21 protein-coding genes are annotated in these 24499 nt (G+C 42.4%); 13 read left to right on the top strand and 8 right to left on the bottom strand.

What is annotated here, in order from left to right; genetic code table 11:
• Positions 1-37 precede the first annotated feature (37 nt).
• Entirely contained in the window at positions 38-3682 is a 3645-nt protein-coding gene (locus tag CVD23_RS11050; protein WP_101666047.1) for a bifunctional 2',3'-cyclic-nucleotide 2'-phosphodiesterase/3'-nucleotidase, read from the top strand.
• A gap of 190 nt (positions 3683-3872) precedes the next feature.
• On the opposite strand, the gene CVD23_RS11055 is transcribed toward CVD23_RS11050, so the two are convergent.
• Genes CVD23_RS11055 through CVD23_RS11070 form a run of 4 tightly spaced genes read right to left on the bottom strand, consistent with a single transcriptional unit; the run spans position 3873 to position 6427 of the window.
• Positions 3873-5042, bottom strand: a complete 1170-nt coding sequence (locus tag CVD23_RS11055; RefSeq protein ID WP_101666048.1) for a cobalamin-independent methionine synthase II family protein — start codon at positions 5040-5042, stop codon at positions 3873-3875.
• Positions 5043-5061: 19 nt separating this feature from the next.
• The gene (locus CVD23_RS11060; protein ID WP_257988328.1) at positions 5062-5817 is read right to left on the bottom strand and encodes a sulfurtransferase TusA family protein; all 756 of its coding nucleotides are present in this window, start codon (positions 5815-5817) and stop codon (positions 5062-5064) included.
• The gene (locus tag CVD23_RS11065) at positions 5777-6139 is read right to left on the bottom strand and encodes a DsrE family protein (protein WP_101579058.1); all 363 of its coding nucleotides are present in this window, start codon (positions 6137-6139) and stop codon (positions 5777-5779) included. Before CVD23_RS11065 ends, CVD23_RS11060 begins: the two co-directional genes overlap by 41 nt.
• A 48-nt stretch (positions 6140-6187) precedes the next feature.
• Positions 6188-6427 carry a sulfurtransferase TusA family protein gene (locus tag CVD23_RS11070; protein WP_101579059.1) on the bottom strand — a complete coding sequence of 80 codons (240 nt, stop codon included), beginning with the start codon at positions 6425-6427 and terminating at the stop codon, positions 6188-6190.
• 210 nt (positions 6428-6637) lie between these two features.
• Between CVD23_RS11070 and CVD23_RS11075 the strand changes: the two genes are divergently transcribed.
• A complete protein-coding gene (locus CVD23_RS11075) occupies positions 6638-7525 on the top strand; it encodes a selenium metabolism-associated LysR family transcriptional regulator (RefSeq protein ID WP_101666050.1) in 888 nt (295 codons plus the stop codon).
• 121 nt (positions 7526-7646) lie between these two features.
• Here the strand turns inward: CVD23_RS11075 and CVD23_RS11080 are convergent, their stop codons facing one another.
• The 3 genes from CVD23_RS11080 to CVD23_RS11090 form a co-directional block, all read right to left on the bottom strand.
• Positions 7647-8867 carry a polysaccharide deacetylase family protein gene (locus CVD23_RS11080; RefSeq protein ID WP_101666051.1) on the bottom strand — a complete coding sequence of 407 codons (1221 nt, stop codon included), beginning with the start codon at positions 8865-8867 and terminating at the stop codon, positions 7647-7649.
• A 48-nt stretch (positions 8868-8915) separates the two neighbouring features.
• Positions 8916-9656 carry a hypothetical protein gene (locus CVD23_RS11085; RefSeq protein ID WP_101666052.1) on the bottom strand — a complete coding sequence of 247 codons (741 nt, stop codon included), beginning with the start codon at positions 9654-9656 and terminating at the stop codon, positions 8916-8918.
• Between the two features lie 335 nt (positions 9657-9991).
• Entirely contained in the window at positions 9992-10243 is a 252-nt protein-coding gene (locus CVD23_RS11090) for a hypothetical protein (protein ID WP_101666053.1), read from the bottom strand.
• 285 nt (positions 10244-10528) lie between these two features.
• Here CVD23_RS11090 and CVD23_RS11095 point away from each other — a divergent pair, with 285 nt between their 5' ends.
• The 7 genes from CVD23_RS11095 (at position 10529) to CVD23_RS11125 (ending at position 17734) form a co-directional block, all read left to right on the top strand.
• Positions 10529-11311, top strand: coding sequence for a transporter substrate-binding domain-containing protein (locus tag CVD23_RS11095; RefSeq protein WP_101579064.1), 783 nt, complete (start codon positions 10529-10531; stop codon positions 11309-11311).
• 64 nt (positions 11312-11375) lie between these two features.
• The gene (locus CVD23_RS11100) at positions 11376-12020 is read left to right on the top strand and encodes an amino acid ABC transporter permease (RefSeq protein WP_101579065.1); all 645 of its coding nucleotides are present in this window, start codon (positions 11376-11378) and stop codon (positions 12018-12020) included.
• A complete protein-coding gene (locus CVD23_RS11105) occupies positions 12017-12745 on the top strand; it encodes an amino acid ABC transporter ATP-binding protein (protein ID WP_101579066.1) in 729 nt (242 codons plus the stop codon). Before CVD23_RS11100 ends, CVD23_RS11105 begins: the two co-directional genes overlap by 4 nt.
• 349 nt (positions 12746-13094) lie before the next feature.
• On the top strand, positions 13095-14075 hold the full coding sequence (locus CVD23_RS11110) for a TAXI family TRAP transporter solute-binding subunit (RefSeq protein WP_101579067.1): 981 nt from the start codon (positions 13095-13097) through the stop codon (positions 14073-14075).
• A 60-nt stretch (positions 14076-14135) separates the two neighbouring features.
• The gene (locus tag CVD23_RS11115; RefSeq protein ID WP_180955635.1) at positions 14136-14627 is read left to right on the top strand and encodes a DUF1850 domain-containing protein; all 492 of its coding nucleotides are present in this window, start codon (positions 14136-14138) and stop codon (positions 14625-14627) included.
• On the top strand, positions 14620-16599 hold the full coding sequence (locus tag CVD23_RS11120; protein WP_101666054.1) for a TRAP transporter permease: 1980 nt from the start codon (positions 14620-14622) through the stop codon (positions 16597-16599). Before CVD23_RS11115 ends, CVD23_RS11120 begins: the two co-directional genes overlap by 8 nt.
• Positions 16600-16843: 244 nt before the next feature.
• Positions 16844-17734 carry an NAD(P)/FAD-dependent oxidoreductase gene (locus CVD23_RS11125; protein WP_101579070.1) on the top strand — a complete coding sequence of 297 codons (891 nt, stop codon included), beginning with the start codon at positions 16844-16846 and terminating at the stop codon, positions 17732-17734.
• A gap of 257 nt (positions 17735-17991) precedes the next feature.
• Here CVD23_RS11125 and CVD23_RS11130 read toward each other — a convergent pair whose 3' ends face one another.
• Positions 17992-19533 carry an FAD-dependent oxidoreductase gene (locus tag CVD23_RS11130; protein ID WP_257988330.1) on the bottom strand — a complete coding sequence of 514 codons (1542 nt, stop codon included), beginning with the start codon at positions 19531-19533 and terminating at the stop codon, positions 17992-17994.
• Between the two features lie 331 nt (positions 19534-19864).
• On the opposite strand from CVD23_RS11130, the gene CVD23_RS11135 reads away from it, so the two are divergent.
• From CVD23_RS11135 to CVD23_RS11150, 4 genes are all read left to right on the top strand, one after another.
• Positions 19865-20992: a PRK06851 family protein gene (locus CVD23_RS11135; protein WP_101666055.1), complete on the top strand. Its 1128-nt coding sequence runs from the start codon at positions 19865-19867 to the stop codon at positions 20990-20992.
• 261 nt (positions 20993-21253) lie between these two features.
• Positions 21254-21922 (top strand): DNA alkylation repair protein, encoded by a 669-nt coding sequence (locus CVD23_RS11140; protein ID WP_101666056.1) that lies wholly within the window; start codon positions 21254-21256, stop codon positions 21920-21922.
• A 64-nt stretch (positions 21923-21986) separates the two neighbouring features.
• Positions 21987-22862 carry a Cof-type HAD-IIB family hydrolase gene (locus tag CVD23_RS11145; protein WP_101579073.1) on the top strand — a complete coding sequence of 292 codons (876 nt, stop codon included), beginning with the start codon at positions 21987-21989 and terminating at the stop codon, positions 22860-22862.
• Positions 22863-22901: 39 nt separating this feature from the next.
• Positions 22902-24005, top strand: coding sequence for a PQQ-dependent sugar dehydrogenase (locus CVD23_RS11150; RefSeq protein WP_101666057.1), 1104 nt, complete (start codon positions 22902-22904; stop codon positions 24003-24005).
• The last annotated feature ends 494 nt before the right edge of the window (positions 24006-24499 follow it).

Consider the following 24499-nt stretch of genomic DNA (forward strand, 5'->3'; position numbering starts at 1 on the left):
TAAGCTATTAAATAATCACTAGAAAGGTGAATGAAGGATGATTAAAAAAAAGCATGGCAATGCTAAGAAAGTACTATCAGCTTCGCTTGCATTAGCTCTTATGTCAGCTCCTTTTCTTTCCACACCAGCCAGTGCAGAGTACGCGCACAATCATCAAACAGGTAAAAATCATCATATAGAAGACCATAACGATGATGATCGAGACAGGTCACATAAGGCTTCTGTTTTAAAGCTTCGCGTTATGGAAACGACAGATATTCACACAAATCTATTAGCCTATGACTATTACAAAGATGCTGCCTATGAGAAAGTGGGCTTGGCTAAAACAGCGAGGCTTGTAAAGCAGGCGCGCCAAGAAGTGAAAAATAGTGTATTAGTAGATAACGGGGATTTGATCCAGGGGACTCCGCTTGGAACATATAAGGCAAAAATTGAGCCTTTGAAAAATCGGGAAGTGCATCCCGTCTTTAAGGCAATGAACCAAATGGATTATGATATGGCTACATTAGGTAACCATGAATTCAATTATGGGCTTGAATTCCTCGATGAAGCCTATGATGATGCGAATTTTCCTTTTGTGAACGCAAACGTTTACAAAGATGATCACGATAATAATCCAAACAATGATAAAAATAAATTTACCCCATATAAAATCGTCAAGAAAAAAGTAGTTGATGAGCATGGAAAGAAACATGTGATCAAGGTTGGCTATATTGGCTTCGTACCTCCACAGATCAATGAGTGGGATAAAGCGCATCTTGACGGTAAGGTCATCACGAAAGATATTGTTGAGACAGCAAGGAAATTCATTCCGAAAATGAAGAAAGATGGCGCAGATGTAGTGATTGCCATGACGCACTCAGGCTTCAGCGCGAATAAAGGAAATACGGAAGACGTCATTTACTCATTAAGTGAAGTCCCTGGTATTAACGCGATTACTTTTTCACATACGCATAAAGTATTCCCTGCTAAAACAGAGGCAGCACTGGATGGATTGTTCTTGGGACCGGATAAAAAGCCATTGCCTGGTGTTGATAATGCCAAGGGGACGATTAACGGGGTACCAGCGGTTCAAGCGGGCTATGGCGGCGGTTCTTTAGGAATTATTGACCTTGAGCTGAAAAAAGAAAAAGGTAAATGGTCGGTTGTAAATTCCCAATCGTCGACTCGGGAAACATATAAAGACGTAAAAGATCCTGCAACCGGAAAGACGGTAACGGAAAGTACAGTGTCACCGGATCAAGCGATTGTTCGTGCAGTTAAGGATGCACATGATGCAACAGTAAAATATGTGAACACACCGATTGGAAAAACAACAGATGACATTCACAGTTATTTTTCATTGGTTCAGGACGATCCTTCGATCCAAGTTGTAACCAATGCGCAAAAATGGTTTGTTGAAAAGTACGTGGCCGAGAAGAAGCCTGAATATAAAGATCTGCCAATCCTGTCTGTCGGTGCACCATTCAAGGCCGGCCGCAACGGAGTAGCCGAGTATACAGAAATCAAAAAAGGTGATTTAACGATCCGCAGCGCCGGCGACTTATATTTATATGACAACACATTGAAAGCGATCAAAGTAAAGGGTTCTGTTGTCAAGGAATGGATCGAGATGAGTGCCGGTAAGTTTAACCAAATCGATCCTAAGAAAACAGAAGAACAGGCATTGCTAAATCCAGCGTTCCAAGTCTTTAATTTCGATGTTATCGATGGGGTTCAATATCAAATCGATGTAACAAAAGCGGCAAAATACGATCCGAATGGGAAAGTGATTAATCCTGATTCAAGCCGGGTCAGCAACCTAATGTATAATGGCCAGCCTGTTGATCCGAACCAGGACTTTATCGTTGTTACGAACAACTATCGTGCTGGCGGCGGCGGTAACTTCCCGGGTGTAAAAGGAAGCGAACTGGTTGTCGATTCAGCTGATGAGAACCGCCAAATTCTCATGGATTATATTGCTGAAATGAAAGAGATTACTCCGACCGCCGATGATAACTGGTCGATCGCACCTATTGAAGGAAATGTGAATGTTACATTTACCACCTCTCCAAAAGCAGAAGCTTATATAAAAGAAGGCAGCAAAATCAGCAACACAAATAAAACAGACAGCTTGGGCTTCGGTATCTTCAAGCTGGACATTGGTGTCGCCCCTAAAGAAAACACAAAAGTGCAATTGCTGGGCTTAAACGATTTGCATGGCCAGCTTGACACAGATACGAAAGTCGGAAACCAATTTGCAGGAAGCATGGAGTACACAGCTGCCGCGATTAGACAGCGTGAAGTGACGAACCCCAACTCCCTGTTGGTCCATTCTGGTGATATGATCGGTGGAAGTCCGCTCATTTCAGCTCTTTTCCAGGATGAGCCGACAGTGGAAGTGATGGAAGCGATGGGCTTCGATGTCGGTACGCTTGGAAACCACGAATTTGACGAAGGCATAGCCGAATTAAGACGGATGATGAATGGCGGTGACCATCCAAAAGGCTCGCCAGGCTATGATGGTATGAACTTCCCTGTTGTTGCAGCAAATGCGTTTGATATGTCAACAGGTGATTTAATCACCAAGCCCTATGCGATCGAAGATGTTGGCGGCCAAAAACTCGGTTTCATTGGCGTTGTCACCCAGGAAACACCTAATATGATTGTTACAAAAGGTAATGAAGACTTGAAAATTACCGACGAAGCAGAAGCGATCAACAAATATACCCATGAATTAAAGCAACAGGGTATCGAAGCAATCGTTGTGCTTGCCCATAATCCTGCCACGCAGGACGGTTATACTGATGCATTCGATGCTTCGCAAATTGCTGAAAAAGTAGACGACGAAGTCGATGTCATTTTTGCAGCACACAACCATGTGAACGTGAACAGAGTAGTGGATAACAAGTTAATCGTTCAAGCCTATTCATATGGTTCTGCTTTCTCGGATGTCGACCTTGAGCTTGATCCTGTCAGCGGGGAAATTGTTAAAAAAGCAGCAGAAATTGTAACGGTTTATCAAAACGACTACACTCCAGATCCAGCCGTTTCAGCGATTATGAAGAAGTATGAAGATAAAGTAGCCCCAATCAAGGCTGAAGTGGTTGGTCAATCCGCGACAACCTTAGCGAAGAACTATCCTTCGACAGCATCGGAATTCGCTGATGTTGCCCTCGGTAATCTAATCGCTGACGGCATGAAGAAGGCGATGAATTCGGATTTTGCGTTGATGAATGGCGGCGGGGTGCGTGCCCAGCTTGACGCCGGCGAAGTAACATTTGGTGATCTGTTCTCGATTCAGCCATTCGGTAACATCCTGAATAAAGTAAAACTTAGCGGTGCCGATTTAGAGACGGTGCTGAATAACCAAATTACAATGAATCCGACAACTAAAGCTTTAAGTCTCGACTTCCATGTAGCTGGATTCAAGTACACGTATGATTCTGGTACAGGAAAGGTTGTCGACATCATCTTGCCTGACGGAAGCAAAATTGATAAAACGAAAGAATATACAGTTGTCGTCAACAACTATATGTACGGTAATACGAAATACGGAATTGGTGCACTTTCTACTGATTTAGAGGTAGGACCGGAAGACTTACAGGCGACAGTTGATTTTGTAAAATCACTGCCACAGCCGTTTGAATATAAAGCGGAAGGACGCATTCAAAAGCTTGCACCTGTAGTTGCAACACCATAGGACAGATGGATGACAAACTGTTGATTTTATTATGATAAGTCCTATATAAAAGCGGCTTAATAAAGGGTGAAACCTTTATCAAGCCGCTGTATTATTTTTATGTTCATTGACGCATTCCATTTCCTTTTCCCTCAACCTTAACAATCTTTTTTACCATTTTTACTCCTCCTGTCCATTATCGTTCGACTTTCTAAACAAGTGCCATTTCCCGAAGCTTTGCAGCTGCTTCCGCCATGACTTTTAATTTTGCGTAAGCGATATGATCACTATTCATCGGCCGTTGCGCAAAAGTTCCAAAGCCACAATCAGGATTCAGGAAGATTTTTTCATCAGGCAGATAGTTTCTGAGCTCTTCCACCCGCTCAACGATTTCTTCAACGGTTTCGACCGCTTCTGTCCGTGGATTTACGATCCCAAATCCGAGCTCTTTTCCGCCAAAGTCACGAACAGCATCAATTTCTCCGGCGCGCGGGGTCGCATATTCGAGGATAAGCTGGTCTACATGCACATTGGAAAGATAGGGGGTTAAAGGGTAATAAGGGCCGCGAAGCAATACTTGCTCCTGTGTGCTCCAGTTGCCACGGCAAACATGGACCCCCACCCTTGTTGCCTGGCCCAGCATTCCATCTGTAACTTGATTCATTAGGTCGAGGGCAAAGGCAATTTCTTCTTCAGCGTCCGCTTTAGCTGTCAGTGCACCACACATGAACGTCCGGTTTGCATTTTTCTGGGTGAAAACAAGTTCCGTCAGAACGGGTTCATCAAATTGGACAAAATCGACGCCTGCTCTAATTAGATCTTGCAATTCTTCTCGCAAAACTTTGATGATATCGGCGGATAAATCCTCTTTTGTCGGATAGGCTTCCTTTGATAATCCTTCCACCCACATTGCTCTCGTTAAAAGATACGGCCCTGGCAAAGCGACCTTAATAGCTTTATCTGTATGCTTTCTAAGGAACAAATAGTCATTTAAAGCGAGTGGTTTTTTGCGGCTGATTTTACCTGTCGCTGCCGGATTAGACATTGAAAAAGCCGGGACATCCAAAGTTCCCAAAATTTCCTCAAAGCCTGCTTTATCCTCAACATAATCAAGAAGCTCAGAGACCGTGAGCATCCGAACATTATTCAAATGATCAGCTACGAAAGAAATAAAATTATCCCGTCGCTGTTCTCCATCCGACACAATATCAATGTCTGCTTCTTCTTGCCATTTCAGGCATTCCAATATTGACTGATCGGCAGCTGCTTGAAATTCCTCATCACTTATTCTTCCGGCCCGTTTATCACGCATCGCCTTTTGTACTTCCTTTGATCTCGGCCAGCTGCCGATGACAGTGGTCGGGAATTTGGGTAATTCCATAGTTGGTTTTTCCTCCATGTTAAAATACAATTGAGAGTTTGATATCAATGTTGATCGCTTGATTAAGAGTTTGATAAATTGGTGAACGGACAAGCGTGTCATTCCATAATTGTAAAAGAATTTCTTCTTGTTCAGGTGAGGAAACAAAGAATGTCCCTGATATCTGTTTGATTTGAGGGCTGCCTTCATCTTCTAATTCCAGATGGTACAAGACATTTTCCAATCCGCCTTTTAAAGAGAGCTCCAGATTATCGATCACGATGTTTCGCCTCGACGCCTGAGCCTTATAGCCAACTGTTAAACAAGAAGCAAGTGAGGCCAGCAGATAATCAATCGCACTTGGCGCAATTACCTTATGACTAAAATCTGCAGGCTGGCCAGCCATGAAGGTATGGTTCCGTGAGTGGATTTTTGCGGAGAGGCCTTGTTCTCCGCGTACACGAACACTCCACTTGTACCCTTTAGCTGCCTGTAAATCCTTCTCGAGTTCGGCATGATTGGAGCCTTTTTCAACCAAATAGCGCATTGTATGATCTCCCGGTTCTGAACCCAGGTATTTGTGCCCGACCATCCGGCACCAGGCCGGTAAATCTTCAGCAACCGTTCTTTCCCTGCTTCGTACTTCCAGTACCTGCCCAGCCAGAAGCGGGTCCATCGCTTTTTTTATGATTAACAGCAAGCCAGACCCACAATCTAAGTCTCCACCATCACATACGCCATCAACTGTTCTCATGCTAATAGGTGATAGACGCGGCACCAAGGCTAAGGAACTCAACTAATTTCGCTCCCCCGACAATGGTTGCACCCTCAATAAGGTTATCTTCTTCCAAATTTCGCTTTTTAAAGCAAGGACTGCATACCCAAACAGTTCCTCCCGCTTCAATAAACTGATCCATGAGCTGTTTTAAAGGGGCAAAACCTTCCTCATGAATTTCATCCGCATAACCTTTTGATGCAAGAAATGCACCCTCAACATTTAAGAAAACCACTGTTTCCTGACCTGATGCGACCGCAGCGTTTGCTACCACAAAACCAACAGTTGCTTTGTCCGGATCGTTCTTTGCATTCGTTAAACTGACTAAAAATTTCCCAGCCATATCATTTATTCCTCCATCGTTGAATGTTTTTTATGTAAAAGGCGGTTTTTAGCCTTTTTCAATGTAGTAATGGCTTATCCTGCCTAAGTCTGTCCGGTTAAGAAGCCGATGCTTTTGCATTCTGCACCAGGCTGGCAGATCTTCACGGGCGCCCGGGTCGTAGGAGATTACTTCGATGATTTGCCCGCTTCTCATTTTTTTCATTGTTAAGAACAGATTCATGATCAGTTCCCCGCACCCGGTCGGACCAGCATCATAAGTCAGATCTGGTTCATAGTTAAGTTCCATTCATTCTATTCCCCCTGATAAAAAGGTTTAGGCAGATATTCGCAAACTTCTCCCAAAACGCCGTCTAAAATAAATTTTTGAATCTGTCAAAAAATGTCCCAATACTTGTGTTCCATTACATTATAGAAAAATGATACTCTTATATAAATTCAATTTATCTATTATGGCGATGATAATTAATCGATTCTATGAATCGGAGGGCAAACTGTGATGGATTTACACCAATTGTATGTGTTTACAAAGGTAGTTGAACATAAGAGTTTTTCGAAGGCTGCCGATGACATTTTTTTAAGCCAATCAACAGTGAGCTCCCATATTCATGCGTTGGAAAGGATGTTAAATGTTAAACTTTTCGATCGTGTCGGCAGGGATAGTATTGTTACCCCCTATGGAGAACGTTTGTATGAATGGGCACTGAAAATATTGCGATTAAAGGATGAAGCTTTACTCGATCTAAATCAAGGTATGAAAGAGTTGCGGGGAGTTGTCCGAATTGCCGCCAGTTCTGTGCCTGGCCAGTTCATGATCCCTAAAATGGTCAAGATATTTAGAACGCAATACCCTGAGGTTACATTTCATATCAATCAATCGCCTTCAAAAATTGTTGCAGAAAAAGTGCTTAATGGTTCTGTCGATCTAGGGGTCCTCGGAGAAAAATATGAAGATGACAAGCTTCATTATATTCCCCTATTAAAAGAGAAATTGGTTCTGATCACATCTACACAGTTTAAAATCAAAGATCCCGTAAACATGGAAGACATCACGAAATACCCTCTTGTGATGAGAAGCTCTGAATCTGGAACCAACTCTATTCTTGAAAAATTTTTGAAAAAGAAGCAAATTCCAAAAGATCAATTAAATATTATTACCTATACAGACAGTGGTGAGAGTTTAATTCAATTCGTAAAGCAAGGCATCGGTATCTCAATTATTTCCGAAATAGCCGCAAAAGAATATGTGATGAATAAGATGATTTGCCTGCATGAGATTGACGATTTAAACGACGAAAGGTATTTCTACCTCGTCTACAATAAAAATAAAACGCTATCATTGATCTCAAAATTATTTATTGATGAAGCTGGTAATTTGCTTGAATAGAGAGGGTCACTGGTATATCAAAAAGGCGGACTTTTCATTTTGTGAGCAACATTTTAAACAAGCGTTGAATTACAAAATCGTGGCACAATGAAAAAAACATTTGCTAACTTAATAGCAAATGCTAATTTAAACTGACAATTTGTAACCCTTGCCCTTGCAAGTACTCAATAATCTGAGGCAACGCTTCGATAACCGATTGCGATTCGTGGAGAAGAATGATAGAGCCGGATGCCTGGGAGCTCAGTACATAATGAAAGATTTCCTCTGAACTGCGCCCTTTCCAATCTTCGGTATCTTTATTCCATAGGACCATTTTTTGTTGGTGTTTAGCCATTAAATCGATTGTGGCTGCATTCTTAGCTCCATATGGAGGTCTAAAGAGCTCGACTTTTTCACCGATAACCTCTGCGAGCAATTGATTGGATTGCAGTAACTCGCTCTCCTGCATTTCCAGGGAAAGATTCGCGAAATTGGGGTGGTTCATAGAATGACTGCCGATCGCGTAGCCATTCGACTTGGCATACTGAACGGATTCAGGATATTTTTTCACATTCATGCCCATAAAGAAAAAAGTACCGCCAACCTGATAGTTATTTAATATATTTACTATCTCTACTGAATATTTAGAAGGACCGTCATCGAATGTAAGCGCAACAGAACCTTCCGGAATGCTATAGGTCACTGCCTCGTTTAAGTCAATAACAGGAACAGCAGTTTGATTTGCCACATCGATTTCCTCTTCTGGAATTAACGGTTCTGGTTCTGCCTGGTTCACAACGGCATCTTCCACGACACTTTCCGCTTTTACCGTTGTTTTTTGGGCAATTGTTGTCTCATTTATAAAAGAATGACCTGAATATCCTAATAGAATGGTCGACATGACACTGATCATGGCCACAGCCATCCAACCAAGCTTACGATTATAGCGGCGGGATGTTACCCCTGGCTGATCTTGATTAAAATCATTAAACGGTGTATTAATAGCTAAGAATGGTAAAGTTTGAACTTCGCTTGTTTGTTGGATTTGCTTAATAGAGTTTAAGGCTTTCACATATTCTTCCGAACAAGCAAATTGTAACCGATCACTGTGATCACAATATGTTTTTGTTAAAAAACTTGTATGCTGTTGCCTTGATGGATCCCAAAAGCTCTGTAACGATAATCTATATTTATAGTTTTGTTCAAAAGCAGTGATTGCTTTTAGTTTCTCGGCAGTATCATCATCTATTTCCCACAGTAGTTCAACTTCCTGTTCAAATGTTAATTTTATATGTAAAAATGATTTATTAAACGCCCGCTCGATAGATGATAATTCAAGCAGCTTTCCCTGATAGACTGACATGGCTGCCCCCTTTGCTCTCCAGTCATAAATATTTATATAGCTGCCAGATTACTCAGATGGAGTAAATGAAGCCGCAGTCTTCGCCGAAAAAGAGATGGACATCCGATCTGTGAAATCATTAATCGTCTGCATTAACTCTGTTTTTTCCTCAACGATTCTTTCATATTGCTCCACGTAATTTTGATTTTCTACCTCTAGATTCCTGACGCGCTCTTCAAGCTCTTTGATTTTTAACATGTTTTGATATTGAGTGTTGGTCGATTCTTCACTGAGCTTTGCATATTTAATCATTTCTTTTTCCAACTGGTTTGTCATTTTTTCAAACTCATTATTCGACGTAGTTTGATAGTCTTTATAATCTTCGAGAAGCTGGTCATAACTCATTTGTTTATTGGTCAGCTTACCTTCCAGCACACTATACTCCTTGTTTTTTTCCTGCAAGAGCTGCTCTTTTTTGACTTCATCATGCTTTAAGCGGCGAATCATTTCATTCGCATTATATAATTGCTCCTCCAGGCCTTTCTTTTTATAAAGAGTCAATTGCCGGTCTTTCAGCATATTTTCGACAGAAACAATCAAATCCAGTGAAACCTTATCTTGACTGTCTTTTTGAAAAACCTGTTTATTGACAGGGCTATCGACTGAATCGACTTTTTCGACATGATCAAGCAGCATCTCCACTGTCTCGATTGGTGATACCACATCTTCGTTGCCTGGTTCCATTTGGTTTTGATTGGAAAGGACTCCTTTAAACCAACCCATTGATTTATTTTTTGTATCCTTGCTCATAACTTCAACTCCTCCTAATTAACTTAACGAATTTCTATCTATTAAAAGTGGTGAAAAAGGGTAAAAATAACCCCTGCTAAAGAATCTATTTCCTTTTATATACCAGAATACGACAAAAAACCTATTATAATCCTGATTCTATTGTATGATTATGTTGAAAAATGTCAATAAGAGACTGGTATATAGTGCTTATTTACGACATTGGAGGCGAGAATTTGAGATAGAATCTATTAAAATATTAGATAATACCGTTTTCTTGTTTCTGCATAAAATGAAAAGAGGCGAAGAAACTCAACAAAGTTTCTTCGCCCTTCTTATCGAGATTTGGGCTTTGCTTACCACAAGAAAAGCGGAATAAAAATTAATGCGGCTATCGCTCCCAGAGCAATCCCCGCGGCAAATCCCCAGCCCCAACCGCCATAACCATATCCTCCATAGCTCCGGCCCCTTCCAAACGGCCGAAGAAATACTCTGGATGGAGTGACTCGCTCAATAATTCCTCCATGAATACGGCCGTCACGCGTTCTAATTTGCACAGCTCTTCCAATTCCCCGGTTACACATATTGTAATAACGTGATATAGACATTATCTGCACCTCCCAATAAGGATGAATTTCCAACTCCTTAATAAGGTATGTCCAAATGTTTTTATTGGAATAGTTAGATACACAGGGCAAATGTGGAAATGTAATCAACGGTATCACATATTTTTGGAAATGATTTCATTTGGATAGTAAAGTAATAGCCAAAAACTTGGAGTGGAGGTAAATATATAAAATGTTTTAAAGTTTATAAATTATAATAGAAATGGTATATTTATAACTAGCTATCCTTAAATTTTATAGAGAAAAACATTTTAGAGGGGGATTAAAATGAAAAAATTCAAACTGTTTAGTGTATTTTTAGTACTTACTCTTTTGTTGGCAGCTTGTGGTTCGTCAGAAGATAAGGCATCAGGCGGTGAATCAGGCAGTGGGGAAGACAAGGTTTATAAAGTTGGAATCGATACAACCTACCCTCCATTCGAGTTTGAAGAAGGCGGAGAATACACAGGAATCGATATTGACCTGATCAATGCGATTGCTGAAAGCCAGGATTTTAAAATTGAATTAAAGCCTATGGACTTTGGCGGAATCATTCCTGCAATGCAAGCAAATCAATTGGATGTTGCAATTGCCGGTATGAGCATCACGGATGAAAGAAAAAAGGTAGTCGATTTCTCCGAGCCATATTTTGACGCCGGGCTCACACTGGTTGTGAAGCAAGGCAGCAAAGATATAAGTTCAGTTGATGATCTGAAAGGCAAAAAAGTAGCCGTTAAAAAAGGAACGACTGGTGCAAAATTTGCCACAGATAATGCTGCAGATAAAGGCTTTGAAGTCGTTCAATTCAATGACAGCCCAGCGATGTTCCAAGAGGTCGCAAACGGCAATGCTGACGTGCTTATCGAAGATTATCCGGTTATCGCTTATGCGATTGCCAAAGACGATCTTGGATTGGAAATCGTTGGTGACCGCTTAAATGGGGATAAATATGGCATTGCTGTGTTAAAAGGCGAAAATCAAGATCTTTTGGAAAAAATCAATAAGGGTCTTGCAGAGCTTAAAGAAAACGGCAAGTATGATGAGATTATAAACAAATACCTTGCTGAATAGTTAATATTTGAACACAAGATGGCGCGCACTCGTGCGCGCCTTGTTTTTGAAAGGAGATGAATGGATGGACACGATTATCGCTGTTTTTCCATATTTAGTAGAAGGCCTTCAGGTCACTCTTTATATATTTGCAATCGCAATTATTTTAGGTTTTGTTATCGGTCTCGTTATCGCGTTATTCCGATTGGCTCCTTTAAAACCTTTGAACTGGATTGCAATCGTATTTGTTGATGCAATTCGCGGGACGCCATTTATTGTCCAATTGTTTTTTATCTACTTCGGCTTAAATTCATTTGAATTCATTCAGCTGGATAACACAACGGCAGGGATTATTACGGTGGCGATTAATGCAGGAGCTTACTTTGCAGAAATTATCAGAGCCGGTATTCAATCAATTGATAAAGGACAATCTGAAGCAGCAAGATCGCTTGGCTTAACAAGTGTTCAGAATATGCGCTATATTGTTCTTCCCCAGGCGTTTCGAAGAATGCTTCCTACCATAACGAACCAATCAATTATCAGCTTAAAAGATACCTCCCTTCTTTCCATTATCGGAATTGCTGACCTAACCCAAAAAGGGGAAATTCAAGCCTCAGCTACGTTCGAAGCATTTAATATTTGGCTTACAGTTGGTGTTATGTATTTTGTGATCATTTATTTACTAACATTACTGGCCAATTTCCTTGAAAGGAGATTTGAGCTGCGATGAGCATCATCCAAGTGAAAAATTTACGAAAATCGTTTGGCACATTAGAAGTGTTAAAAGATATCAATGCGGAAGTCAAGGAGAAAGAAGTCGTCTGTGTCATCGGACCTTCTGGTTCCGGGAAAAGTACATTCCTGCGCTGTCTGAACCGTCTTGAGGACATAACCGATGGCCATGTCATTGTGGATGGCAAGGATATTACCGACCCAAAGCTGGACATTAATAAGGTGAGACAAGAAGTAGGAATGGTTTTTCAACAATTCAACCTCTTCCCGCATAAAACTGTATTGGAAAATATCACACTCGCCCCAACAAAAGTACGCTCTATCGATAAAGAAGCGGCTAATAAGAGGGCACTTGAGCTGCTCGATAAAGTCGGCTTGCGTGAGAAGGCGGAAAGCTATCCGGGAGAATTATCAGGAGGGCAAAAACAGCGTGTTGCGATTGCCCGTGCACTTGCGATGGATCCAAAAATTATGCTTTTTGACGAGCCTACATCAGCGCTTGATCCGGAAATGGTCGGCGATGTCCTGGAAGTCATGAAGCAGTTGGCTAAAGAAGGGATGACCATGGTTGTCGTCACCCACGAGATGGGATTCGCGCGTGAAGTCGGAGACCGGGTCCTCTTCATGGATGGCGGTTATATTGTCGAAGAAAACAAACCGAATGAATTGTTCGGTAATCCACAGCATGAACGAACAAAAGCATTTCTAAGCAAGGTATTGTAAAAAATCGAAGGTAGCTCCTTCGATTTTTTTTTTACAGAAAATAAAGTTCATAAAGCTCTTTAACTGAAAAACGGTTTCCACGGCACACTCCTGTTTATTTAGACAAAGTCATTCATTTTTCGGTAGCTTATTACATTGAGAGATTTCAGAAGTTTAAAAAAAGTAAAAGGAGGGTATATATCGACGTTTCTTGTTAATCAGTACATGAAAATTCTCCAATATATTAACAAATTAAGAAATCCTGCTAAGTACCTTTTTCTCGTGCTCAAAATTGACATCTAAACCTTTTCCATGATTAACTATAATAGATGGAAAATTTAGAATTGTCATCAAAAGGGGGAAATCAAGAATGATAAAACGAGGGTTGTTTTCGTTACTCGCTTTATTTGTACTTGTTATTGCGGGTTGTTCATCTTCACCTTCAACGTCTTCATCTTCAGAAGGTGAAGCAGATCCAACAGCGGTCACAATTGCGACTGGGGGAACGGGTGGAGTGTATTACCCATTAGGTGGGGGAATGGCAGAGATTTTAGAGAGTGAGCTTGATATTACCGCGACTGCCCAGGTAACCGGAGCTTCCGTTGAGAACATGCAGCTGCTCTCCAAAGGTGATGTTCAGGTTTCATTTACACAAAATGATATTGCCGATTATGCTGTTAATGGCACAGAAGTCTTTAAGGAAAAGCTTGATGGGATTAGTGCCATTTCAACATTATATCCTGAAATTATTCAGCTCGTTGTCGCAGCCGATAGCGATATTAATTCAATAGAAGACTTAAAAGGAAAGAAAGTTTCGGTCGGAGCTCCAGGAAGCGGAAACGAAGCGAATAGTAAACAAATTTTAAAAGCAGCGGGCCTATCATATGACGATATCGAAGAAGACTTAAAATCATATGCAGATTCAGCTGACAGCTTTAAAGATGGACTAATTGATGCGATGTTTGTTACTTCAGGAGTCCCTAACGCTTCTGTATCCGACATTGCGGTAACAAAAGGAGTCCGGGTTATCAGCTTGGGTGATGATGTGATTTCGAAGCTTAAAGAGGAGTATCCGTTCTTTATCGATGAAGTCGTTCCAAAGGGATCGTATGATGGCCAGGAAGAGGATGCAACAACAGTTGCGGTTTTAGCAGCATTAACGGTTAACAGCGATTTAAGTGAAGACTTTGTTTATAAGTTGACAAAAGCAATCTATGAGAACCTTGACAGTCTGGGTTCCAAGCATGATAAAGGGAAAGAAATTACACTGGATACAGCTCTTGAAGGATTAACGATTCCTGTTCATCCGGGAGCAGAAAAGTACTTTAAAGAGAAGGGTATTAGCAAGTAAGGAGGAAAATGCAGGGGAGCTCGCAAGCTCCCTTGTACACATCTTATGAGGAAATATCTTTTGCTCCCCATATTTTTACTGCTCCTTTTTTGGTTAGTAAATATAAAACAATCCCCAATGCTGACCATCACATCAAATGAAACGAATAAAGTACTATGGAGCAAGCCCGTTGCAAAGGATGATATATTCACGATCCGGTTTACCCATTCTGTTGAAAAAACAGAAGTGGATGAAGTGATTCGGGTCGGAAGCGATGAGTTAGTTATTGATTCTACCATTTATGAATCCTTCGGGGCAGGGCTGCCTTTTGATATTGAAAAAGGACAAAAAATGAGAACTGAAAACGGAAAGATTATCATTGAAAATATTAATCGGAAAGTTCCGTTTATTGATCTTTTTATCGGACAGGTTATTGCCAACCATGCATTGTTATTTAAGGGAGAAACGATACCTCTGAAAGACTTAAGTGAACCAGGCACCTCTCTGCGATTCTCCGTTACACAAGAGAGTCCAATACAATCATTTTTAAGGAGGTTGTTTCAATTTGAATAAAGGGTTACAGGAACAAAATACTCTTTCACAAAAGGATCTCCAGGATCTCCTTGCTGAATATGATCCGGAAGCCGGTACAAGAAGATTAAGCGGCATTGTAAATAAACTCATTACGGCTTTTGCTGTCTCATTTTCATTATTTCATATATACACCGCCTTGATTGGCGGGTTAAGCTCACAGCTTCAGCGCTCGATTCATTTAGCGTTTGTCCTTGGCTTAATCTTTCTGCTTTTTCCATTTTCAAAAAAGAAAATAGGCGAAACAAAGATTCCGATTATCGATGTGATACTTGCTTTTGTCGGCATCTTTGTTGGATTATACTGGCTGTTATTTTTTGATGACCTGGTGAGCCGGATCGGAATGCCAACTACACTTGATTTAATTGTCGGGGCGCTTGCTATCTTGCTCGTTCTTGAAGGATCAAGGCGCGTTGTCGGCATACCGATAACACTCATCGTTTCCGTATTTCTCTTGTATGCATTATTTGGCCAATATTTCCCCTCCTTTTTAAGACATGGCGGCATAAGCTTTGAGCGCTTATTTTCGCATATGTATTTTACAACGGAAGGGATCCTGGGAACCCCGCTTGCCGTTTCCGCTACCTTTATTTTCTTATTCGTTCTCTTCGGGGCCATTCTCGATAAAACGGGGGTAGGAGATTATTTTAACGACCTGGCTCTTGTCATTGCAGGACGTGCCAGCGGCGGACCAGCGAAAGTGACAATTTTTTCAAGTGCCTTACAGGGAACAATAAGCGGCAGCTCAGTGGCCAATGTAGTCACATCAGGTGCGTTTACGATTCCGCTCATGAAAAAACTTGGTTACCGAAAGGAATTTGCTGGTGCTGTAGAAGCTTCATCCTCAACCGGAGGGCAGATCATGCCTCCGGTAATGGGAGCTGCCGCGTTTTTGATGGCTGAATTTACGGGTATTCCTTATTGGGAAATCGTTAAAGCGGCTGCAATACCAGCAGTTCTGTATTTTGTTGGCATTTGGATCATGACTCATTATGAAGCGAAAAGATTGGGACTGCGCGGTTTAACGAAAGAAGAACTGCCGTCTGTTAAATACGTATTAAAAAAGCTTTATTTACTGGTTCCGATTGTTTCAATCATCTACCTGCTAAGCACTGGAATGAGCCCGATGCGAGCGGCGCTGTACGGGTTGTTTGTCGCGATAGTGACAGGGTTTATCCAACCGGGTGAAAAACGCTTGACCATTAAAGGGCTTATAGAAGCGCTTGAAACTGGGGCAAGGGCTGCCCTGGGCGTAGCTGTGGCTTGTGCGGCGGCCGGCATGATCGTCGGGGTTATCGTTCTTACAGGAATAGGCCTGAAATTTGCCAACGGGCTCATTGATCTTGCCGGTGGGCAGGTATTTATTACCCTGATTATGACGATGGTTGCCAGTTTAATTCTCGGTATGGGCGTTCCTACGACAGCAAATTATGTTATAACCTCAACAATTGCAGCACCGGTTTTAGTTGAGCTCGGCTTTCCGCTCTTGGCGGCGCATATGTTTGTGTTTTATTTTGGTATTGTGGCGGATATCACTCCACCGGTTGCATTGGCTGCCTTTGCTGCTTCAGGAATCGGCCAGAGTGACCCCTTGAAAACGGGTGTGGAATCAACACGCTTGGCAATTGCGGCCTTTATCATTCCTTATATTTTTGTTTTCTCGCCGCAAATGCTGCTGATCGATACGGATTGGGTTGGGGCTACGCTTATTATGATCAGCTCAACCATAGGAATGATCGGAGTCGGGGCCGGGATGATCGGTTATTGGGTGAAGCCAATACCTATATTGTTAAGAGGAGTTTTGATCATAGCCGGGATTTTATTGGTTGTTCCAGAGCTTATCTCCTCAATCGTAGGAGCTGTTTTAATGGTTGGCATATTTATGTACCAGAAATTTATTCAGCGCGGACCCGATTTGGGGATATCAAAGGGAAGCCAGGATCTATCAAATTAACATTACCTGCAAAGATCGAGGGGGATCCCTTCGATCTTTTTATTTCGATTCACCATAGATCACAGCGCACTTTTTGATTATGAAGAAGCATCTACCGATTATTTCTCTGTGTGATTTAAAGGTTAACCAGCAGTTTTTAGGGAAGTATGAAATAGAGAGAATATTAGATAAAAAATTTGATGACACGTGTTTGTTCCCGCAGCCGGGAGCTTGAATTTTAGATCGGAAGGGGATGCTCAAATTCATGTATGACTGTATGATTATTGGCGGCGGAATAGCGGGCCTTCAAGCGGCGATCCAGTTAGGCAGATACAAACACAAAGTTCTCGTCATCGATGCAAACGATGGCAGGTCATCTATTTGCAAAGGCTATCATAATGTTCTTGGCTACCCTGATGGTATAAGCGGGGAAGAACTCAGAAAAATTGGCCGAAAACAAGCCGAACAATATGGCGTTGAGTTTTTTGCTGGTAAAGCGGACCAGGCTAAAGCAATAAATGAAGGCGAATTTAATATTATGACCGACACAGGGGAAAGCTTTACCGGAAAAAGGCTGCTGCTTGCTACAGGGGTAATGGACCGTATTCCAAACTTCCCCGAGATCTATCCATGTCTGGGAATGACTGTGTATGTTTGTCCCGATTGTGATGGTTATGAGGTCAAGGATCAAGAAACAATTGTGTTAGGATCGGGAAATCCCGGCGCGAATATGGCCTTGACTCTCCTGTATTGGACAAACAAGCTCACCTTTATTAACCATGAACAAAAGCCGGTAGATGACAAACTTCAGCAAAAATTAAAGGACCATTCGATTCGATATATTGACGAACCGATTCAAAATATTGTTGTGGATGGTGAGAACTTTAAAGGGGCCATTTTAAAGAATGGAGAAAAACTCCCTGGCAGTCGCGGTTTTATCGCTTTTGGCGGTAATGAAGTCAAATCCGGTCTGGCGCAGCAGCTTGGGGTTCAAACATTGGAAAACCGCCATATTCCGATTGATCCGAGAACGAAAATGACCAATGTTCAAAACGTTTGGGCAGCAGGAGACGTTGCTGCCCACTCAGAACAAGTCACCATTGCTATGGGGGACGGCTCCCAGTCCGCCATTTGGATTCACAAAAGCTTGATGTAAACTGCCTGGGGAACAAGTTTTATATCAGGCTTGTTCCTGTGCCTTCAACACCTCCAAGCTGGTTATTTTTAAAGTTTTCCGGAATGGGTTCGCTTGTTGGTGTCTCCAGGCTAAAGCCTTTTTCGTCATTTATGATCATCATAAAATTAAAACGGTTAACGGTTAATGATTACTACGTTTCACTTCTTTTTAAACAGAAATCATCAAATTTTTTTGCTATAAAAAAACCTCCCCATCGCGGAGAGGTTGTCCAAAGTCTAAGATATGTTTATTCTTTTCAACGGTGATACCGCAGGGCCCTCAACAACATCACCTTTGTAGCTGAATCTCGATCCATGGCAAGGACAGTCCCATGTCCGTTCCCCGTTGTTCCACTCCAGTTCACAGCCCATGTGGGTGCAGGTCCTATCGACAAGGTGCACTTCGCCGTTTTTATCCTTATAGGCTCCTGTCCTTTTCCCGTTGATCATCACAACAGCACCTTCATCCTGGTTGAGCTCTTCAGGCTTTCTGTCCGGATGGTCAAGCTTGCCCCCGATAAATGATTTTGCAACCTCGGCATTTTGTGAAAAGAGTCTTTTTAAACTCGGGTCCGTGTTAAATCTCGATGGGGTGAAGAGCTCTTCGTATTTATTTTTTCTGCCAGCAATGATGTCGCACAGCAGCAGTGCCGCAACCGTTCCGTTTGTCATACCCCATTTACGGAAACCGGTTGCCACAAGAATATTCGGATTGTTATCCGTAATATTGCCGATATAAGGAAGTTTGTCGAGAGTGATTAAGTCCTGGGCAGACCATCGATATGGGATCTCTTTTATGCCAAATGTTTTTTCGGCAAAATCCTCAAGCGCCGCGTAATGCTCAGACGTGTTTATGCCATGGCCAGTGACATGGCCTTCCCCACCTACGAGAATCAGTTGTTCGCCATCGATTGAAGCTGAGCGCAGCGAACGGGTTGGCTGCTCGGCATTGATATACATTCCACCCGGATACTGCTTTTCAGGCTTAACGGCAAGCACATATGAACGTTCAGCATGCATTCTTGCAAAATAGCCCCCGGTTTTGTCATAAAAAGGGAAGTGTGAGCTTATGATGACATTGCTGCAAGTAAGGCGATTGCCATCGCGGGTGACAACGACAGGCTTTTTTCCTTTCTCAATGTTCTCCGCGGTTGTATTATCATATATCTTGCCGCCGTCTTGAACGATCTCATCGATAAGACTCGTTAAATATTTTAAAGGATGGAATTGAGCCTGACTTTTCATGACAATCGCGGCCTTCATTTCCACCGGGATCGGGATTTCGGCTAAATATTCACTGCTAATACCAAGCTTTTCATACGCTTTATATTCGTTAATCAGTTTTTGAATATATTCGCTGGAATTGGTATAGACGTAAGCATCCTCTTCACTAAAATCACAGTTAATTTTGTGCTTGTTTACTGTATTTTTCAAAAACTGAACAGCTTCATTGTTTGCCTCATAATAGAGCCTGGCCGTATCTTCGCCAAAATGGCTGATCAGTTCTTCATAGATAAGGCCATGCTGGGCGGTAATTTTAGCCGTTGTATGACCAGTAGTTCCGTTTAAAATATTACTTGCATCCAATAAAACGACCTTAGTGCCTTCTTTCGCAAGCAAATAAGCAGCTGTTATTCCAGCAATTCCGCCTCCAATGATAACGGTATCTGTCTCAATATCTTCTGTTAATCTTTCAAATGAAGGAAGCTCCGTAGAATCCCTCCAATAAGGCTCGGGGAATTGCGGCATCCTTCCCGGTGAATCGCCATGGTCTGTCATGAACTTAACCTCCTTATAGTCTAAAATGGCTAGCTTTTCTTTTCAATCTATTACCCACAGATTGAAAAGTTATTCATCCGAAACAGCACATCAGCTTCAGAAGTGGTTGGTTTTTTACTCGAGTAAATTTCACAATGTAATAAGCTAAACCGAAAAACGAATGAAAAAAACCTGGTCGAGGCAACAGACGCCGCGCTAACAGATTTGATCAAGCAGACAGGCTAATGATGATGTTCCGGCATTTTTTTATAGGCATTCACCCAATAGCCCTTATCTGCATATCTTGATGAGAGAGAGCAGGTGCAGGATTTCATTAAAGGGAGTGTTTGAAATGGCTGGAAAGATCCTTCATTATTTTGCCGGCGGAAATACAGCCCGAGGTTTTTATAGTTTATATGATTCTAACTTAAAAGATTTATCGCGTTTGTTTATATTAAAAGGCGGCCCCGGGACAGGGAAGTCAACGCTTATGAAAAAAATAGGGAGACAATGGCTAGAAAAAGGATACAATGTCGAGTATCTCCATTGCTCCTCTGACAATGAATCGATTGACGGTGTGATGATCCCAGCTATAAAAGCAGGCATCGTTGACGGAACAGCACCCCACGTTATTGAACCGAAAACACCAGGTGCCGTTGAAGAATATGTTAATTTAGGTGAAGCGTGGGATTCTCGACTGCTCCTTGAAAGCAAACAGGAGATTGTAAAGCTTTCTAAAGAAATTTCACAAGCTTTTACGCAAGCTTACTCAACTTATGCTGAAGCATTAAGGATCCATGACGACTTGGAAAAGATCTATATTGACAATATCGATTTTGAAAAGGCGAACAGCCTGACTAACAGGCTGATTGACATGTTTTTCGGAACGATCAGTTTAAATAAGCAGTCTGCGGTAAAGCATCGTTTTTTAGGGGCGGCGACTCCGAAAGGCCCGGTTGATTATATTCAAAACTTAACAGAGGACATCCCAAAAAGGTATTTTATTAAAGGACGCCCGGGTTCCGGAAAATCGACGATGTTAAAGAAGCTCGCAGCACAGGCGGAGGAAAGAGGCTTCGATGTTGAGGTGTATCATTGCGGGTTTGATCCGGAAAGCCTGGACATGGTAATCATCAGGGAAATTGGGATTAGTATCTTTGATAGTACCGCTCCACACGAATATTTTCCGAGCCGTGACGGTGATGAAATAATTGATATGTATAAAGCGGTCGTTGCACCAGGAACCGATGAAATTTTTGCGGATGAGATTGAACGGGTGGCCAAACGCTATAAAGAGAGGATGTTAACGGCCTCCTCCCATTTGGCAAGGGCAAAACAATTCCACGATGAACTGGAGACGATCTATATAAAAGCGGTCGATTTTTCGATTGTCGATGATTTTGCAGAAAAGATCCAGGCCGATTTTCTGAGCCAGGCTGCGCTGCAGGAGGATATTAGTCGTCAGGTCCTGCGTGTTTAAGCGATTTTTCCAAATAAAAAGAGGCAGAAACCAACTCTGCCTCTTTTTATTTGAGAATATTACCATTCATCGCGGAGCTGCTGCTCGGCGAGATGCAAGCAGAAAGTTATCATTAATTTTCTGATTAAAATCCCTTGGCCTATTAAAAACATGAATGATAAAGAATCCGCTCGCATTGGAAATATCGATTAAGACACTATAGAATGGAAACAGGAGAGTGCCCGTTCCCACTTCAGATTGCGATTTTCTCGGGAGGAAATGATGGAAAAAAACATTGGATTGATAAAAGAGATGCTGACTTTCCACAGGAACGAAGAAAATGCGGAACCAATGGAAAAGTACATGAGGAACCAATTTCCGTTTCTCGGCATTAAAACACCGGAAAGAAATCAGCTGGCAAAAGAGTTTTTCCATAAAACAAATCTATTGAAGGAACCTTTTAACGAAGAGTTTGTTTTAAAATTATGGATCGAACCTGAGCGGGAATATCAATATATTGCACTTGACTACATAGGAAAGTCGTTAAAAAAGCTTGGTAAAGAACAGATGCCCTTTTTCGAACAGCTGATCACAACAAAATCATGGTGGGATACCGTTGATATGCTTGCCCCGAAACCGGTTGGGAAGATTGCTGCCGAACATCCAGGGATGATTGAGGAGTATCTGGAAGGCTGGGCAAATGGTGAAAATCTCTGGTTGAGAAGGTCCGCGCTTCTCTTTCAGTTAAAATATAAAAACAAAACAAATGCTCAATTATTATACAGGTATATTTCTCTCAACGCTGAAAGCAAAGAGTTCTTTATCCAAAAAGCAATTGGCTGGGCACTAAGGGAATACTCGAAAACAAATCCTGACTCTGTTCAACAATTTATTGACAACCAGCCATTAGCTCCTTTAAGTGTTCGTGAAGGAAGTAAATACTTGAGTTAAGCATCAACGAATCGAACCGTGATAAAATAAAAAACAGGTTGAAAAAATAAGAGAAGGTGTAAAGATGATTAAATGCATTGCGATCGATATGGATGGAACATTACTAACAAGCTCCCACCAAATTACAAAAGAAAATGAACAAGCCATTAAAAAAGCGCAGCAAATGGGTGTGGAAGTAGTCATTGCAACCGGCAGGTCCTATCAGGAAGCAAGGTATGTTTTAGATGTCAATCAGATTGAGTGTCCGGTCATTGGCGTCAATGGGGCGGAAGTGCGTTCAGCAGAAGGAGTTGTTGTTGCCGCGAGCCCGCTTGCGAAAGAAAAGGCGAAAGAGGCGGCAGTAAGATTACTGGAAAACAATGTGTATTTTGAGGTATATACAAACAAAGGTACATACACGAGTGACGGCGAAAAGGGCGTCTCTGTGTTGGTCGATATTTTTATGAGTGCAAATCCGGAAGCGGACGTGGAAGAAGTGATCAAGGTAGCCCGGGAGCGTTTAACGAAGGGGTTTGTCAACATAATCGATCATTATGACACACTTTTTAACGATGATCAGTATCACATTTATAAGCTGCTCGCTTTTTCTCATCATATTGACCATCTCGCTGCGGCGAAGGCTTCACTGGAACATGTGGAGGAACTCGCAGTCAGTTCATCAGGGCATGAAAACCTTGAAATCACCAATGAAAAAGCCCAAAAAGGCATTGCGCTCGAGGCGTTTGCCAGCAGTAAAGGAATCTCATTAACAGAGACGATGGCGATTGGCGACAATTACAATGACCTTTCCATGTTTAAAAGGGTGGGCCGTTCAGTGGCAATGGGAAATGCTGATGACATTATTAAGGCACAGTGTGATTTTGTTACATTAACAAATGAAGAAAGCGGTGTTGGAAAAGCCATTTTGGAAGCATTGAATACAGCCGAAGCACGTTATTGATTTTTGCGAATTTTGTTAGTATGCGAAGGAAGGATGCCGATGAAAAAAAGCCTGTTTCTTTTATTGTTGTTCGTTTTTATGCTTTTTGGGTGTTTAAATACTGAGGACGGAACAGAAAAGCCAGCCGATCCACAAGAAGCAGAGACAGCCGGAAAAGTAACGGAACCGCAAATCATAGCAGATCAGCTCGACATACCGTGGTCGATCACGAAAAGCCAGGATACGTTTTATATAAGTGAACGGACAGGCAGTATTGTCCAAATCAAAAATGGAGAAAAAACAGTGCAGCCGGTGCAGCTCGCCAAACCATTGGCAACGGCATCTGAAGCTGGATTGCTTGGTTTTGTGCTTGCTCCTGATTTTGAGGAAACCGGCCGGGCGTTTGCTTACTATACGTATGAGGATGAAAGTGGGCAGTTTAACAGGATTATCGAGCTCGTGCTCACAGATGATCAATGGTCGGAACAGAAAGTCCTGCTCGACCAAATACCGAGTGGCCAATATCATCATGGCGGGCGCTTGAAAATCGGCCCGGACGGCAAATTATACGCGACTGCGGGCGATGCGGCAACAGAACCGGAAATTGCCCAGGATCCCGAATCTCTGGGCGGAAAAATTTTGCGCCTCAATCTTGACGGGTCGGTTCCGAGTGACAATCCATTTTCCGGATCATATGTGTACAGCTATGGACACCGCAATCCGCAGGGGTTGGCATGGAATGAAACAGGTACACTATATGCAAGCGAACACGGGCCATCGGCACATGATGAAATTAATAGGATTGAAGCAGGATTAAATTATGGCTGGCCCGAAATTGTCGGGGATGAAACAGGGCCTGAAATGGAAACACCACTATTCCAGTCCGGAAACGATACATGGGCTCCTTCGGGAATCGCTTTTCACAACGGCAAACTGTATGTCGCGACATTGCGCGGCAATGCAGTCCGCCAATTTGACCTTGAACAAAAAACGACGAGTGAATTCATTTCAGGGCTCGGGCGCATTCGCGATGTATTGATTGAAGGAAATACATTATACTTCGTCAGCAATAACACCGATGGACGGGGCAATCCGGCCGAGAATGATGATAAGCTTTACAGAGTGGAACTGGAGATTGAAACAGGCCAAGGGCAAAAAAGCTAAACCAGTCTGACAGCGGGTCTGGTTCGGACAGGGCAAGGCCAAAAAAGCTCGATCTAGTCACAAAGCGAGTCTGGTTCGGACAGGGCAAGGCCAAAAAAGCGAAATCCAGTCACAAAGCGGGTCTGGTTCGGACAGGGCAAGGCCAAAAAAGCTCGATCTAGTCACAAAGCGGGTCTGGTTCGGACAGGGCAAGGCCAAAAAAGTGAAATCCAGTCAGAAAGCGGGTCTGGTTCGGACAGCGCAGGGCCAAAAAAGCTCGATCTAGTCACAAAGCGGGTCTGGTTCGGACAGCGCAAGGCCAAAAAAGCGAAATCCAGTCAGAAAGCGGGTCTGGTTCGGACAGCGCAGGGCCAAAAAAGCGAAATCCAGTCAGAAAGCGGGTCTGGTTCGGACAGGGCAAGGCCAAAAAAGCGAAATCCAGTCAGAAAGCGGGTCTGGTTCGGACAGGGCAAGGCCAAAAAAGCGAAATCCAGTCAGAAAGCGGGTCTGGTTCG

This window comes from Bacillus sp. V33-4 (genome assembly GCF_002860225.1).
In the GTDB taxonomy this organism is placed as follows: domain Bacteria; phylum Bacillota; class Bacilli; order Bacillales; family Cytobacillaceae; genus Bacillus_BJ; species Bacillus_BJ canaveralius.

Coding starts and splice junctions, on each gene's coding strand:
- CVD23_RS11050 (WP_101666047.1), top strand. CDS start 38: ATGATTAAAAAAAAGCATGGCAATGCTAAGAAAGTACTATCAGCTTCG.
- CVD23_RS11055 (WP_101666048.1), bottom strand. CDS start 5,042: ATGGAATTACCCAAATTCCCGACCACTGTCATCGGCAGCTGGCCGAGA.
- CVD23_RS11065 (WP_101579058.1), bottom strand. CDS start 6,139: ATGGCTGGGAAATTTTTAGTCAGTTTAACGAATGCAAAGAACGATCCG.
- CVD23_RS11070 (WP_101579059.1), bottom strand. CDS start 6,427: ATGGAACTTAACTATGAACCAGATCTGACTTATGATGCTGGTCCGACC.
- CVD23_RS11075 (WP_101666050.1), top strand. CDS start 6,638: ATGGATTTACACCAATTGTATGTGTTTACAAAGGTAGTTGAACATAAG.
- CVD23_RS11080 (WP_101666051.1), bottom strand. CDS start 8,867: ATGTCAGTCTATCAGGGAAAGCTGCTTGAATTATCATCTATCGAGCGG.
- CVD23_RS11085 (WP_101666052.1), bottom strand. CDS start 9,656: ATGAGCAAGGATACAAAAAATAAATCAATGGGTTGGTTTAAAGGAGTC.
- CVD23_RS11090 (WP_101666053.1), bottom strand. CDS start 10,243: ATGTCTATATCACGTTATTACAATATGTGTAACCGGGGAATTGGAAGA.
- CVD23_RS11095 (WP_101579064.1), top strand. CDS start 10,529: ATGAAAAAATTCAAACTGTTTAGTGTATTTTTAGTACTTACTCTTTTG.
- CVD23_RS11100 (WP_101579065.1), top strand. CDS start 11,376: ATGGACACGATTATCGCTGTTTTTCCATATTTAGTAGAAGGCCTTCAG.
- CVD23_RS11105 (WP_101579066.1), top strand. CDS start 12,017: ATGAGCATCATCCAAGTGAAAAATTTACGAAAATCGTTTGGCACATTA.
- CVD23_RS11110 (WP_101579067.1), top strand. CDS start 13,095: ATGATAAAACGAGGGTTGTTTTCGTTACTCGCTTTATTTGTACTTGTT.
- CVD23_RS11125 (WP_101579070.1), top strand. CDS start 16,844: ATGTATGACTGTATGATTATTGGCGGCGGAATAGCGGGCCTTCAAGCG.
- CVD23_RS11130 (WP_257988330.1), bottom strand. CDS start 19,533: ATGACAGACCATGGCGATTCACCGGGAAGGATGCCGCAATTCCCCGAG.
- CVD23_RS11135 (WP_101666055.1), top strand. CDS start 19,865: ATGGCTGGAAAGATCCTTCATTATTTTGCCGGCGGAAATACAGCCCGA.
- CVD23_RS11140 (WP_101666056.1), top strand. CDS start 21,254: ATGGAAAAAAACATTGGATTGATAAAAGAGATGCTGACTTTCCACAGG.
- CVD23_RS11145 (WP_101579073.1), top strand. CDS start 21,987: ATGATTAAATGCATTGCGATCGATATGGATGGAACATTACTAACAAGC.
- CVD23_RS11150 (WP_101666057.1), top strand. CDS start 22,902: ATGAAAAAAAGCCTGTTTCTTTTATTGTTGTTCGTTTTTATGCTTTTT.